Origin of the sequence: Paradevosia shaoguanensis (genome assembly GCF_016801025.1) — a bacterium.
Taxonomy (GTDB): domain Bacteria; phylum Pseudomonadota; class Alphaproteobacteria; order Rhizobiales; family Devosiaceae; genus Paradevosia; species Paradevosia shaoguanensis.
The window spans coordinates 650,071-663,555 of record NZ_CP068983.1 but is presented as its reverse complement, the minus strand read 5'-3'; the positions used below and the strand labels follow the sequence as shown (position 1 = coordinate 663,555).

The 13,485-nt window shown below is 62.0% G+C and carries 12 protein-coding genes and 1 tRNA gene; 9 read left to right on the top strand and 4 right to left on the bottom strand.

All coding sequences use genetic code 11. The features are described 5' to 3' along the window. Positions 1-233 precede the first annotated feature (233 nt). Complete coding sequence (murA, locus tag JNE37_RS03115) at positions 234-1,526, top strand: UDP-N-acetylglucosamine 1-carboxyvinyltransferase (protein WP_203065273.1); 1,293 nt, start codon at positions 234-236, stop codon at positions 1,524-1,526. Between the two features lie 551 nt (positions 1,527-2,077). Here murA and JNE37_RS03110 read toward each other — a convergent pair. Both JNE37_RS03110 and JNE37_RS03105 read right to left on the bottom strand, forming a co-directional pair. Beyond that, entirely contained in the window at positions 2,078-2,992 is a 915-nt protein-coding gene (locus JNE37_RS03110) for a DUF4435 domain-containing protein (RefSeq protein WP_203065272.1), read from the bottom strand. Positions 2,993-2,995: 3 nt separating this feature from the next. After that, a complete protein-coding gene (locus JNE37_RS03105) occupies positions 2,996-4,543 on the bottom strand; it encodes an AAA family ATPase (protein ID WP_203065271.1) in 1,548 nt (515 codons plus the stop codon). Between the two features lie 438 nt (positions 4,544-4,981). Here JNE37_RS03105 and JNE37_RS03100 point away from each other — a divergent pair, with 438 nt between their 5' ends. From JNE37_RS03100 to yacG, 6 genes are all read left to right on the top strand, one after another. Next, the gene (locus JNE37_RS03100; RefSeq protein WP_035089776.1) at positions 4,982-5,410 is read left to right on the top strand and encodes a DUF2948 family protein; all 429 of its coding nucleotides are present in this window, start codon (positions 4,982-4,984) and stop codon (positions 5,408-5,410) included. Positions 5,411-5,425: 15 nt separating this feature from the next. Beyond that, positions 5,426-6,718: a histidinol dehydrogenase gene (gene hisD, locus JNE37_RS03095; RefSeq protein ID WP_203065270.1), complete on the top strand. Its 1,293-nt coding sequence runs from the start codon at positions 5,426-5,428 to the stop codon at positions 6,716-6,718. 16 nt (positions 6,719-6,734) lie between these two features. Then, positions 6,735-7,700, top strand: coding sequence for a UPF0262 family protein (locus JNE37_RS22820; protein WP_182398125.1), 966 nt, complete (start codon positions 6,735-6,737; stop codon positions 7,698-7,700). A 75-nt stretch (positions 7,701-7,775) separates the two neighbouring features. Beyond that, positions 7,776-7,994, top strand: a complete 219-nt coding sequence (gene infA, locus JNE37_RS03085) for a translation initiation factor IF-1 (protein ID WP_035036841.1) — start codon at positions 7,776-7,778, stop codon at positions 7,992-7,994. A gap of 12 nt (positions 7,995-8,006) precedes the next feature. Next, complete coding sequence (locus tag JNE37_RS03080; protein ID WP_035036843.1) at positions 8,007-8,645, top strand: Maf-like protein; 639 nt, start codon at positions 8,007-8,009, stop codon at positions 8,643-8,645. Between the two features lie 7 nt (positions 8,646-8,652). Next, positions 8,653-8,853, top strand: a complete 201-nt coding sequence (gene yacG / locus JNE37_RS03075; RefSeq protein ID WP_035089772.1) for a DNA gyrase inhibitor YacG — start codon at positions 8,653-8,655, stop codon at positions 8,851-8,853. A 303-nt stretch (positions 8,854-9,156) separates the two neighbouring features. Here yacG and JNE37_RS03070 read toward each other — a convergent pair whose 3' ends face one another. Further along, positions 9,157-9,918, bottom strand: coding sequence for an SDR family NAD(P)-dependent oxidoreductase (locus JNE37_RS03070; protein WP_379125346.1), 762 nt, complete (start codon positions 9,916-9,918; stop codon positions 9,157-9,159). A gap of 186 nt (positions 9,919-10,104) precedes the next feature. Here JNE37_RS03070 and JNE37_RS03065 point away from each other — a divergent pair. Continuing rightward, positions 10,105-10,180: transfer RNA gene (locus JNE37_RS03065), tRNA-Phe, on the top strand. A 39-nt stretch (positions 10,181-10,219) separates the two neighbouring features. Here the strand turns inward: JNE37_RS03065 and JNE37_RS03060 are convergent. Then, positions 10,220-11,671 (bottom strand): FAD-dependent monooxygenase, encoded by a 1,452-nt coding sequence (locus JNE37_RS03060; RefSeq protein ID WP_203066305.1) that lies wholly within the window; start codon positions 11,669-11,671, stop codon positions 10,220-10,222. Between the two features lie 241 nt (positions 11,672-11,912). Here JNE37_RS03060 and JNE37_RS03055 point away from each other — a divergent pair, with 241 nt between their 5' ends. Further along, entirely contained in the window at positions 11,913-13,475 is a 1,563-nt protein-coding gene (locus JNE37_RS03055; protein ID WP_246513630.1) for a serine hydrolase, read from the top strand. Positions 13,476-13,485 lie beyond the last annotated feature (10 nt).

Genomic DNA, 13,485 nt, shown 5'->3' with positions numbered 1-13,485 from the left:
CGGGAAAACCTCAAGCGCCGCAAGGGGCAGTTGAGGGCACGCGATGAAGCTGGCGAACGACTCGCCTCCTTGCCCACCGGCCAGAAACCGGAGGAATCGGGCAAAGTGTGATCGGGGAAGCCTGCGCTTCGCCTTGAACGCCGATACCGGTTCGGATACCTAACGCGCTTCAATTTTGCAGGCTTTGCCTGCGCCCGGATTCGTTTCCGATTCGGGCTTTTTGGGAAATCGACATGGATCGCATTCGTTTGGTGGGCGGCAACGAGCTGAATGGGGAAATCCTCATCTCCGGTGCCAAGAACGCCGCATTGCCTCTGATGATCTCCTCGCTGCTCACGCACGAGCCGCTGGTCCTCGAAAACGTGCCGCGCCTGGCCGACGTCAAGCAGCTCGAGCGTATCCTCGAGAATCACGGCGTGGATATCGCCGTCCACGGCCGCCGCCGCGGCGAAGCCGAGGGTGGTGGTCAGCGCATGACCTTCCACGCCAAGGACATCGTCGACACCACCGCGCCTTACGATCTCGTCTCCAAGATGCGCGCCAGCTTCTGGGTCATCGGGCCGCTGCTGGCTCGCGAGCACAATGCCCGCGTCTCGCTCCCCGGCGGCTGCGCCATCGGCACCCGCCCGGTCGATCTCTTCCTTTACGGCCTCAAGGCGCTGGGCGCCGACATCGACATCGATGAAGGCTATGTCGTCGCCAAGGCGCCCAAGGGCGGCCTCGTGGGCACCACCATTACCTTCCCGAAGGTCTCGGTCGGCGCCACCCACACCATCCTGATGGCCGCCACCCTCGCCAAGGGCACCACCATCATCGAGAACGCCGCCCGCGAGCCCGAGATCGGCAACGTCGCCGAATGCCTTGTCGCCATGGGCGCCAGGATTTCCGGCATCGGCACCGAGCGCCTCGTCATCGAGGGCGTCTCCGAACTCCATGGCGCCACCCACGAAGTGCTGCCCGACCGCATCGAGACCGGCACCTATGCCATGGCCACCGCCATGGCCGGTGGCAACGTGCTGCTGCGCGGCGCCCGCGCCGAACACCTCCAGGCCGCGCTCGATACGCTCTCGGGTTCGGGCGTCCACATCACCAACGAAGAGAACGGCATCCGCGTCTATCGCAACGGCAACGGCATCCAGCCCGTCGATGTCGAGACCCAGCCGTTCCCCGGTTTCCCGACGGATCTCCAGGCCCAGTTCATGGCCCTCATGACCATGTCTACCGGCACCTCCCATATCCGCGAAACCATCTTCGAGAACCGCTATATGCACGTGGCCGAACTCGCCCGCTTCGGCGCCGACATCTCGGTCGACGGCCAGGTGGCGACGGTTCACGGCAAGCCCCAGCTCAAGGGCGCCCAGGTGATGGCAACGGACCTGCGCGCCTCGGTATCGCTCGTCATCGCCGGCCTCGCCGCGCGCGGCGAAACCATCGTCAACCGCGTCTATCACCTCGACCGCGGCTTCGAGCGCCTGGAAGAAAAGCTCTCCCGCTGCGGCGCCGAGATCGAACGCCTCGCGAGCTGACCGGCCCGCCGCGATCGGTTCCCCTTCGCCAGCACTTTCCGCCGCGCGGCCTCCGGGTCGCGCGGTTTTGCTTTGGTCGGGCGGGCCCCGAGGCGAAAGTTCGCCTCAATGGGTTAGTCAAAAAACGAGACGCGCTTCGCCTCGGGGCGCCGGGATTTTGAGGACCTGATCATCGCGGCTCCGTTCCGGCAGGCTTGCTGGTCGAGCCCCGGATTCGAGCGGCGTCCCATGGACCCATGCGAGGGAGCGAACCCCGCACGCCCGGCTGTCCCTGTCGCTGCTGGTCGCTCTGCAGTCCGCCCGGTGAGGCAGGGATGTTTGGATGATCTCACGGGTGGGGGGAGAGGGGATAAGTTTAGACGAACGACATTGTCGGCGTTTGCTGGCGTTGGACGTTTGGCGGTTTTCGACCCCATTACGGTCTAAACAGCGGCGCCAACGTTTCACCAAAAGCAGACCTTTGAATCGGCACAAGTCATGGCAGCTTCAGCAGATAGAGGTACCAGCAGAAAAGAGTCCTTTGCGATCGAATTCTCCGCGAACGCGGCGACCTAGATTCCGTCTGGCACCGTCGCGAGAAAGTCCTCGAATCCCGCCGGCAATCCGGATTTGGAGGCCAAGGTCTGAATCGTAATTGCGGATATATTCACCGACTGAGACAAATCTGTGCCTTTGAAGAGATCCGAGCCAGCCTTTCGTGCAGCATGAAGGCATTCGAGCCATTTAAGGAAGAATTGGAACGCCCACTTTCCGCGGTACCGTGTCGCCGGGGCGAGAGCAGCAAATGCGACGGCTTGAGCCACCACTTCCGCGTCTGTAGGTTCGCGTGGAAGCTCGATTGCCTCTGTGAAAGGCGTATCGGATTGGGCAACGGATTCCAGTTCTACTCTTGCAATGTCCTTAATTTTATTTGATTTCCTCATATCCAAGCCGAGCTGCTTCGCCAAGAAAAGGCGGTTATTAAGTGCTTGCGTGGCGGAGAGGAAGTCCGAGTAAACCTTGGCGAACAGTATCACAATAGCTTCCCGTAGCTCGGGCGCGCTGTCACAATGGAATTCGTTCTTCAAGAGATTTTCGAGTGTGCCCAGATGAACCACCGAATTTTCGATGGAATACTCCTGCGTCATGAACAACCGGTCAGACGGTGCGAACCCCAACAAATCGTCGAAGTCGCGGTCCACGAAGAAATAGACCCCATCCGCTAACCCGGCCTTATCCTTTATTATGCTATTGTGTAGTTGCAGAACCTGCCTCTTCCCTTTGCAGGTAAAGGGCTCATAGACGAAGCCAGGCCGGAGGCGCGCAATCCACTGCGAAAAGGCCAGTTTGTCGTCCGGTCCCTCGAACGCGAATATGATTGTGTGTGGCAGCTTCGATCGGCAGTTTATCAGGGCGGCTTTCAAAACAGCCGGCCGCCCCCGTGCCTCGATGAGCTTCACAACTTCCGAGTCAATCTCCCCCACCATAGATTACTCGCTCAAATCGGCATCGGCGTCTAATTCGGATTCATCATCAAAGCGCGCAAGCGCCTGTTCATCGACCCTGACCTTGAGTGCCTTGGCATAAGGTTCAAGCTCGTTATCGAAGACGAACGGCGAATGCGTAATCGCTATTACTTGCTTACAGTACGGGCTGCGCAGCACATCAACTAGAATATTGCGCTGCCAGTCGATAGAAAGAGAAAGCTCCGGCTCATCGACTAGGATGATTTTTTCCTTCGGATAGAGATAGAGCTTTGCAAATAGGGAAATCATCTGCTTCTCGCCTGAAGATAGAGCATCGAGCAGGATTTTTTTTCCCCAGGGAACGCTTGCTACATGAAGCCTGAGATTTCGACGGTTGAGCTTTAACTCCTTACTATCGATAGCGCGCTCAATGTTTTCCGGGGGGCTATCATTCGGGAAACTGGTACTCAAGTCACGCAACGAAAGGTACTTATTACAACTATCGACGAACTCTTGAACTTTTCGCTCCTTCTCTCTGGTGACGGAGATGACTTTGTCTAGTTTAGAAAGGAAATAGATCAGAAATTTATTGGAAGGATTGTTCTGTTGAGCGCTTAGATTAGCGATATCTGGTATAGAGATATCATAGACGGGGGGGAACATCCGGGCCTCTCGGCCGTCCTTTAGTCGGCTTAAGAAGAGTTGCAACTCTTCTTTACTCGGGAGTTGTTCGTCCCCGTAGGTAAATTTATCAAACGTCCCGTCCATAAGCTCGTTGATGATGTTCGCGCTAATGGTCCTATAACCTCGGTTCGACTCAAACAGAATCTCCTCATTTATAGCCCTAAGGTGTTCCGAGATATCAGAGAGGCCAAATTGGATATCCCCGGTGAAAAGCCCATGCCCCGGGAAAAAGCGCTTGCGTTTGGATCGTCTGTGGCCGGGCTCTTTATCGACGAGTGGCAGTTCTACCCTCCGATAGGTAGGCAGGTAAACCAGTTCCACGTCCTTTAATGCTTGGTCCAGCGTGGCCACAATCTGAGCAATCTTGGGGAAATCATCGAGAAGCGCTTGGTAAACCTTCTCACATGCGGCGATTGCATCATGTGTGCGATAGCCTTGGGCCCTATAGATTTGTCCAAACACTGGGTGGTCAGTATCAATAGGCCGTTCGATCCGCATTGCGCCGAAATCGTCAAGAAGAAAAGTTAGCAGAACGCGGGGCTCAAGTTCCCATCTGCGAGCGTTGCTATATATGACGTCCGAAGCTTCCGCGCTGAGAAAGGAGTTCAACTCGTCGCTATTAAGGACAATCTCTTCATCAATTCCCCGCAGAGAGCATCTTATGGTCTCAAATTTCAGGTCGCGAAGGCGTCCGAACTGGCGGCTGAGGAAGGCATTCATCGCACCGATCAGGGTGGTCTTGCCCGATCCGTTCTTGGCTATGATAACGGTAGCGGCAAATTCTGAAGCAAACGATACTGTGCGGTAACCGTAGAGATTTTCGATAGAAAAAGATCGAATTAACGACGCCTCGCTACCAACATCCGCTTGGCTTTCGACATAAGTCACAATACATCCTCCCGAGCGGTGCCTGCCTATGTCGGTTAGACCTACGATTGAATTTGAGCACCCGTCAACCGCAGAAAAAAGCTCCGAATGAGCTTTGAAGCGAGAACAGCTAGCGACTGCACAATCGAAGCAAAATGAGCGATGTCCAGTTGGGCCAGAATAGGACATGGCAATGGTCATCTCAACGTCCGCTTTTTCTGGTCACTCTTCGATAGCTATCAGTCCGCTACCCACCCCACTTAAGATATTGAGCGATGTTCTGCCTAAGCCTATAGGCAGTCGGCACTGACGCCGAATCCCATTGGCTCGGTGGGCCGCCCCGAAGCGACCTCGCCCCCATTTCCCCCAACGCCCTAGCCTCGCTCCCCAACTTCTTGTAGATCGAACCCCAATCACCAGATTACCGTTACCCGTCCACCCTTCGGAATCAGGAACGACATGGCCGATCTCAAGCTGCTGGCGCTTGATAGCGATGATCTCGCGGTAATCTCCGCCCACACCCAGGATGCGGTCGTGCGCGTTGGCGATATGGGTTATGCCCAGGCCGACAAGCGTTTCGCGATGCTCATGAACCGCTATGACTGGGAAGAGGGCACCGTGCGCAACAAGGGCGTGCGCAAGCGCGCGGCCCTGCATTTCGATCGCGTGCTCAAGGCTTCGAGCGCGGGCATCGATACCAATTCGCGCGACGGCGTCCTCGAACTGCTCGCCATCACCTTCACCGAAACCAATGCCCCCGCGGGCATCGTGGAGCTGGCCTTTGCCGGCGGCGGCACGGTGCGCCTCGAAGTCGAGGTGCTCGAAGCGCGCCTGCAGGATCTCGGTGCCGCCTGGGCCGCCAAGGCCCAGCCCCAGCACAGCCTTTGAACGGATAACTCGCCCATGCCTTCGTTCCTCGATACCCGCGACGCCGATTTTGCGGCCCGCTTCCAGGCGCTGCTCGAAGGCAAGCGCGAAAGCTCGCAGGAAGTCGGCGATACCGTCGCCGGCATCATCGCCGATGTGCGTGCGCGCGGCGACGAGGCCCTGGTCGAGCTGACCAACAAGTTCGACAAGGCCAACGTCACCGCCGAAACGCTGCGGTTCTCCGAGGCGGAAATCGAGGAAGCCGCTGCGCGGGTCACCCCGGACGTGCGCTCCGCGCTCGAAACCGCCCACGCCCGCATCAAGGCCCACCACGAAAAGCAGAAGCCGGTCGATCATATCTATACCGACGAGATCGGCGTGACCCTCGGCACCCGCTGGACGGCGATCGAGGCGGTGGGCATCTATGTGCCCGGAGGCCTCGCCTCCTATCCTTCCTCGGTGCTGATGAATGCCGTGCCCGCCAAGGTGGCGGGCGTCGAGCGGATCGCCATGGTGGTTCCGACCCCGCGCGGGGAGATCAACGCCGCCATCCTCGCCGCCGCGAAAATCGCCGGCGTCACCGAGATCTATCGCGTCGGCGGCGCCCAGGCCGTCGCCGCGCTGGCCTACGGCACCAGGGCGATCGCCCCGGTCGACAAGATCATGGGGCCGGGCAACGCCTACGTCGCCGCCGCCAAGCGCCAGGTGTTCGGCAAGGTCGGCATCGACATGATCGCCGGCCCCTCCGAAGTGCTGGTCATCGCGGATTCGTCCGCCAACCCGGCCTGGGTTGCGGCGGACCTGCTGGCGCAGGCCGAGCACGGGGCAGGGGCACAGTCCATCCTCGTCACCACCGATCCGCGTCTCGCCGATGCCGTAGCCAGGGAAGTCGACCGCCAGCTCGCCGTGCTGCCGCGTGAAAAACTCACGCGCGAGGGCTGGGAAGAATTCGGCGCCATCATCACCGTCGCTTCGCTCGATGAAGCGGTCGAACTGGCCAATCGCATCGCTTCCGAACATGTGGAACTGGCGGTGGATGATCCCAGGGCGCTGATGCCGCGTATTCGCAATGCCGGCGCCATCTTCCTCGGCCACCACACGCCCGAGGCCATCGGCGACTATGTCGGCGGCTCCAACCACGTGCTGCCCACGGCGCGCTCGGCGCGCTTCGCCTCGGGTCTGGGCGTGCTCGATTTCGTCAAGCGCACCTCGATCCTGGGCTGCGATCCGTCCTCGCTGGCCATCCTCGCGCCCGCCGCCGTAACGCTGGCCGAGACCGAGGCTCTCGATGCCCACGGCCGCAGCGTTTCCATCCGGCTCAACCGGTAGGGGAGGGCGGCGCTTCTTGCGTGACTTCGATGCCACGACCGACCGGATCGTCACCGTCACGCTCGATCCCTCGACCATCACCTCGATCGATCCCGACGAGGTGCATGAGTGGCGCATCGCCATCTACGACCTCGTCGAGGACAACAAGTTCCGCCCTGCGCGCGTAAAAGCCACGGGCCCCTATGCGCTGCACGTCTCGATCGTCGCCAATTACATCGTGCTTGACGTGCGCGATCCCGAAACCTTCGAGCCGATCGCCGCGCACTATCTCTCGCTCACCCCCTTCCGCCGCCTCATCCGCGATTACTTCCGCATCCGCGACAGCTATTACGAAGCCATCCGCTCGGCCTCGCCCTTCCAGATCGAGACGGTCGACATGGCGCGGCGCGGCCTCCACAACGAGGCGGCCGAACTCCTCCGCACGCGGCTCGACAACAAGCTCGAGATGGATCTCAACACCGCGCGGCGGCTCTTCACGCTCATCTGCGCCGTCCAGCCCTATGCCAAGCGCATCGACGAACGCGACAGCGAATTGCCGACCGTGCTCTTCGTCTGCTCGATGAACTCGGTGCGCTCGCCCATCGCCGCGGCGCTGGCGCGTAAATACTTCCCGGGCCGCCTCATTGCGCGCTCGGCCGGCGTGCAATCGGGCAAGGCCGATGGCTTCGTGCACGAGGTCATGGAAGAGGTGGGGGTGGATATGTCGGTCCACACTCCCCACACTATGGATGAACTCGTCGCCAATCGCTTCGATCTGGTGGTGACGCTTTCGCCCGATGCCGACGAGGCGGTGCGCAAGCGCGGGCTCGAAATGGGTGCGCTCGAGCATTGGTCCGTCAGCGATCCCACCCTTGTCGAAGGGAACCGCGAGGCGGTATTGAGCGCTTACAGGACGCTCCGCGACACCCTGCAGAAGAAGGTTCGCGAGCGGCTCGAACCGCTTGTTGCGAGCCGTTCGGCTTCTAGTTCACAAAGCGCCTGAATTCCTATAGGTTGCGCGCAATTTCGGCCTGGGACTGGGATTTAGCTCCCCTCCCGGGCGTTTTCAGGAGAAAGTATGGCAAAGGAAGAAGTGCTCGAATTCCCGGGCGTTGTGACCGAATTGCTTCCCAATGCGACCTTCAGGGTCAAGCTGGAGAACGGCCACGAAATCATCGCCCACACCGCTGGGCGCATGCGCAAGAATCGCATCCGCGTTCTGGCGGGCGATAAGGTATTGTGTGAAATGACGCCCTATGACCTGACCAAGGGCCGTATCACCTACCGCTTCAAGTAACGAGTTTCGCGATTGGCCAGCCGCCCCGAACTGATTCTGGCTTCCGCTTCGCCGCGGCGCCTCGCGCTTCTCAATCAGATCGGCATCGAGCCCGAGCACCTGGTTCCCGCACACGTCGATGAGACCCCTGAAAAGGGCGAACTGCCGCGCAAGCTTGCAGCGCGCCTGGCAGACCTCAAGGCCATTGCCGCGCAACAGAAGGCGCGTCAGGCCGGCATCGGCGGCAATGCGCTCGTGCTGGCTGCCGATACCGTCGTGGCGGTCGGTCGCCGCGTGCTGCCCAAGGCCGAAATGATGGAAGAGGCCGCAGATTGCCTGCGCCTGCTCTCGGGCCGCGCGCATCGCGTCTACACCGGCGTCTGCCTCCTGACGCCCTCCGGGCAGGCCAAGCGCCGGCTGGTCGAAACCCGTATCCGCTTCAAGCGCCTCTCCAACCGCGAGATGGAAGCCTACCTCGCCTCCGCCGAATGGAAGGACAAGGCCGGCGGCTACGCCATCCAGGGCATCGCCGGCTCCTTCGTCGTCAAGCTGGTCGGCTCCTATTCCAGCGTGGTCGGCCTGCCGCTCCACGAAACGGTGGCCCTGCTGCAGGGCGAGGGCTATCCTGTCACCTTCAACTGGCTCAACCAGTCGAGCCTGACCTCCGTCTGAGGCAGCCATGGCCGACGCCAAAGTCACCCGCCTGCGCCCGGTGCGCCCCTGTCCCATTTGCGGAAAGCCCTCCGTCCAGGCCTTCCACCCCTTCTGCTCGTCCCGCTGCGCCGATATCGACCTCAACCGCTGGCTGACCGGCGCCTACGCGATTCCCGAGGAACGGGACGAAGAGCGGAAAACGCCGGATGACGGCGATGACGAGTAAGGGCTAGACGGCCCCGTTTCTCCGTCACCTTCCCACCCACGGAACCTGCTCCACTACAGAACCTCCCCCACCCCAATCTTCCCCGGGCGAAGACCCGGGGCCTATTGCCCCCCCCTCCGCCCGAGTGGAGCTATCCATGGGCCCCGGCTCTGCGGCCGGGAAAGTACGGTGATGGGGTTCGCACGTGCAGAAACTCCAAATCTGCGCAACCTCGAACCGCCTTGGCTCACCGCGGAATCGTGCCAGCACGTCTCCCTCCCCCTTGCGGGGAGGGGATAGGGGTGGGGGTAAACCCCATCCCCCTCACGGCATCAACTGCCCCCCATTCACATCGATAATCTGCCCCGTAATGTACCCGCTCATCGCCTCCGACGCCAAAAACACATACGCCCCCACGCAATCCTCCGCCGTCCCCAGCCGCTGCATCGGGATTTGCGCCCGCGCTGATTCCCGCACCGCCTCGGGCGTCCGGTCATGGAACGGCGTGATGATGAACCCCGGCGCCACCGTATTCACCCGAATGCCATCCATCGCGAATTCCCGTGCCGCATTGCGCGAGATCGAATGCACCGCCGCCTTGGCCGCCGCATAGACGGTCGACCCCGAGAACCCGCCGAACCGCCCCGCGATCGATCCCGTATTGATGATCGAAGCCTTCCCCGAGGCTTTTAGGTGCGGATAGGCCGCCTTCGTCATCGCCAGGATCGAGCGGACATTGAGATCGAACACCTTGGTGAACATCTCCTCGTCGAACGCCGCATTGGTCACCCGCTCGAGAATGCCGCCGGCATTATTGACCAGCACATCGAGCCCGCCGAGCCCCGCCACCGCTTCCCCGACGATCCGCTCGGCCTCGCCCGAATGGCTGACATCGCCGGTCACCACCACGGCCCTTCCGCCCGCGGCCACAATCTTGTCGGCGACGGCTCGTGCCGCCTCGGCATTCTTGTGCCCATGCACTGCCACGCTGATGCCGAGCCGGCCCATCTCTAGCGCCAACGCTGCCCCGATGCCGGTCGACGACCCCGTGATCAGCGCGCGCTTGCCTTGCAAATCCCCGAGCATGCTCTTTTCCCAATCTGCCATACTAGATAGCCGAACCTAGGCCGCGTCGCCGGAAACCGCAATGGCGCGAGCCGGTTCGCGTTCCCCACAACGAGTTCAAAAAATCGTCGCTTTCGCCCTTGCCAGCCCAAATCTCATTGCCTATAAACCGCCAGCCTTCGGCACGCCGGAGCGCAAAAAAATGATGCCCAGATAGCTCAGTTGGTAGAGCAGCGGATTGAAAATCCGCGTGTCGCTGGTTCGATTCCGGCTCTGGGCACCATTCTTCCTCCCACAAATCGTCAGCGCTTCCGTCCGGCTCCTACCGGCCGAACCATCGCGTCAGCGCCTCGTTGAGCCCCGCCGGATCGCGCCCAGTCCAGGCGACGTGCCCGTCCGGTCGCACCAGCACGGAGCCCGGTGCGGCGACCGCGCCAATCACCGGCAATTCCCAATCGCCCTCATACCGCGCCGCGACGACCTGCACGCGTTCCGCCCACGGCGTCGCGTCGAACCCATCGAGCCCGCCGAGGTCAAGCAGCACCGGCCTGGCGCGATGCAACAGCGTGAACACCCGCAACGGGCCCTCCGCAGTCATCACCTCGATATCGGGCATGCGCCTTCCCAGCAGCGGATGGCCCTCGCCGAAATCATAGCGGATATCGAGCTCCGACATCCGTCCGGCCATATACTTGCGCGCCTGCTCAAGCCCGAGCATTTCGGCAACCAGCTCCCGCAGCGCCCGCGATCGCTCGTCCGTCCGGCTGACCGCCACCGACGCCATCGTCTCCATGAGCACGCGCGCCGCCACCGGATATCGCTCCGCGTGATAGCTATCGAGCAGCTCGGCCGGCGAAACGCCTTTCACCACCTGCGCCAGCTTCCACCCAAGATTGACGGCATCCTGCACGCCCAGGTTGAGCCCATGGCCGCCCACCGGGTAGTGGATGTGTGCCGCGTCTCCCGCCAGCAGCACGCGCCCCTCCCGATAGCGCTCCGCCTGGCGCGACATGTCGGTGAACCGCGAAATCGAAGTCGGGCTATGCACGCCGAAATCCGTGCCATAGACCCGGATAAGGCCGGTGCGCAGATCGTCCAGCGTCGGCTCACCCTTCTCGCCCACATCGGGCTCGGTCAGCATCACGCCCACCGGCCCATCGGCCGTCAGCCGCGAAATCGCGTGCCGGCCAGTGGTATCGTGGTGAAACCCCCATTGCGGTTCCTCAGCCATTTCCACCTGGGCGATGAGGTGGCTGATCGTCGGGTCCCATCCGGCAAAGGCTATCCCCGCCGCCTTCCGCACCACGCTTCGCCCGCCATCGCACCCCACGAGATATTGCGCCCGCAGCACACGTCCGTCATCGAGCGCCACCTCGACACCCACCTCGTCCTGCGCGAACCCGGTCACCACGCGCCCCCGCAGGAGCGGCACCCCAAGCGCCTCCACCCAGTCGGCAAGTATCCGCTCGGTATGCTTCTGCACCAGTGCCAGCCCATAGGGATGCCGCGTCGGAAAGTCCCCGATATCGAGCTTCACCCCCGCAAAGCCCGCCACCTGCGCCGTATAGCCTTCCGCAAGAAACCGCTCCGCGATCCCCCGCTGGTCCAACACCTCGATGGTCCGCGCATGCAGCCCCAACGCCCGCGACCCCACCAGCTCCTGGCTCTCGCGCCGTTCGACGATCACCACATCGACCCCGGCCAATGCCAGCTCCCCCGCCAGCATCAACCCCGTCGGCCCACCCCCGGCAATCACCACCGCCCGGTCATCCATCCCAAAAACCGCCGCCATTCCGCACTCCCAGATCAGGTTGGACGGTGTTTGTACGGGATGACCCGGTCCTTGAAGCAAGCCCCTTGCGCGCTACATATGAGAAGTGGGAGGAGGGCTTTGCGTATCTCCATCTTCCCTCCAATTGTCGCAATCGCCGAAGGCTGTTGCTGACTTTTTCTTCTCATCGATTGCGGCTACGTCTTCCATTGGTGAAAGCGCAATGCTTTTGGGGGAAGAAGTGATGGATCGCGTTTGCTTTCGCGGGCTGGGCGGGATCGGCCTGGCGATGCTTCTTGCGGCGCCCGTCCTGGCGCAGGAGACGCAGGATAGCCGGGTCGATGCTGCGATTGCTCAGCTCGATGACCAGATTCGGGCGCTGATGGAGGAAACCCAGGTGCCCGGCCTCGCCATCGCTGTCGTCAAGAACGGCGAGACCGTTTTCGAGCGTGGCTATGGCGTCCGCAACCTCGAAACCGGTGAGCCGGTAACGCCCGAAACCGTCTTCCAGCTCGCCTCCATGTCAAAGCCCATTGGCGCCAGCGTCATTGCCAGCGTGATCGCCGACGGCAAGGTCGGCTGGGATACCAAGGTCCGCGAAATCTTCCCCTGGTTCACCCTCAGCGATCCGTGGGTCAGCGCCAACGTCACCATCGGCGATCTCTATTCCCACCGCACCGGCCTGCCGGATCATGCGGGCGACGATCTCGAACAGTTCGACTATTCCCAGCGCGAAGTCTTCGATGCGTTGCGCTATCTGCCGCTCGGGGCGTTCCGCGCCAGCTATGCCTATACCAATTACGGCATGACCCTCGCCGCCGAGGCCGTCGCCACAATCGCCGGCGAAGATTGGGCCGATCTCTCTCGTGATCGCCTCTACGTTCCCCTCGGCATGGCCTCCACGAGTTCCCGCTTCGACGATTTCCGCAAGCAACCCAACCACGCGGTCGGCCACGTCTGGGAGGAGGGGCAATATGTCGTCGGCCCGGAGAGGACGAAAACCGGCCTTTCGCACTGGTCCTCCGCCTACAATACCGACCGGACCTCGCCCGCCGCCGGCGTTTCGTCTTCCGCCGTTGATCTCGCCCGCTGGATGGCCTTCATGCTGGCCGACGGGCGCACCGAAAAGCTCTCCATCCCCGCCGCCGCGCTGGCCCCGATGGTCACGCCCAAGTCGATGATCTCCGAAGCGCCCGACCTGCGCGCCACCGGCGGCTATTACGGCTACGGCATGTTCCTCAGCAGCCCCGTGCCCGGTCACGTCGTGTGGAGCCATGGCGGCGCCTTTTCCTGGGGCTCGGCCACGGCCATGACCCTGATCCCCGATGCCAATGTCGGCATCGTCGTGCTGGTCAATGCCACGCCCAACGGCGTTGCCGATGCCATCACCGCCCAGTTCACCGACATCGTCCTCGCCGGCAATCCGACCCGCGACTGGTGGACCATCTACAAGGCCGGTCTCGCTCCGGTCCTCGAACCACAGGGGCGCCTTGCCAAACTCCAGCCGCCCGATCCGGCACGCCCTGCCCAATCACCCTCCGCCTATGCCGGCCGCTACGAAAACGCCTATTTCGGCGATCTCGAAATCGCCCCGGGGCCGGAGGATGCCCTCCTCCTCAAGTTCGGCCCCGAAGGGCAGGTGCAGTTCACCGCCCGCCATTGGGACGCCGATACTTTCGTCTTCGAGCCCTTCAACGACGCCCAGCTTCTCGGCTCCCTCTCCGCCGTCGACTTCTCCGGTGACCGGGTCACCATCGAGGCCTATGACGACAACGGCCTGGGCACCTTCGTGCGCAAGAGCGACTGACCGCACCCAA

Coding starts and splice junctions, on each gene's coding strand:
- JNE37_RS03100 (WP_035089776.1), top strand. CDS start 4,982: ATGGCCGATCTCAAGCTGCTGGCGCTTGATAGCGATGATCTCGCGGTA.
- JNE37_RS03070 (WP_379125346.1), bottom strand. CDS start 9,918: ATGCTCGGGGATTTGCAAGGCAAGCGCGCGCTGATCACGGGGTCGTCG.
- hisD (WP_203065270.1), top strand. CDS start 5,426: ATGCCTTCGTTCCTCGATACCCGCGACGCCGATTTTGCGGCCCGCTTC.
- murA (WP_203065273.1), top strand. CDS start 234: ATGGATCGCATTCGTTTGGTGGGCGGCAACGAGCTGAATGGGGAAATC.
- JNE37_RS03060 (WP_203066305.1), bottom strand. CDS start 11,671: ATGGATGACCGGGCGGTGGTGATTGCCGGGGGTGGGCCGACGGGGTTG.
- infA (WP_035036841.1), top strand. CDS start 7,776: ATGGCAAAGGAAGAAGTGCTCGAATTCCCGGGCGTTGTGACCGAATTG.
- JNE37_RS03055 (WP_246513630.1), top strand. CDS start 11,913: ATGGATCGCGTTTGCTTTCGCGGGCTGGGCGGGATCGGCCTGGCGATG.
- yacG (WP_035089772.1), top strand. CDS start 8,653: ATGGCCGACGCCAAAGTCACCCGCCTGCGCCCGGTGCGCCCCTGTCCC.
- JNE37_RS03110 (WP_203065272.1), bottom strand. CDS start 2,992: ATGGTGGGGGAGATTGACTCGGAAGTTGTGAAGCTCATCGAGGCACGG.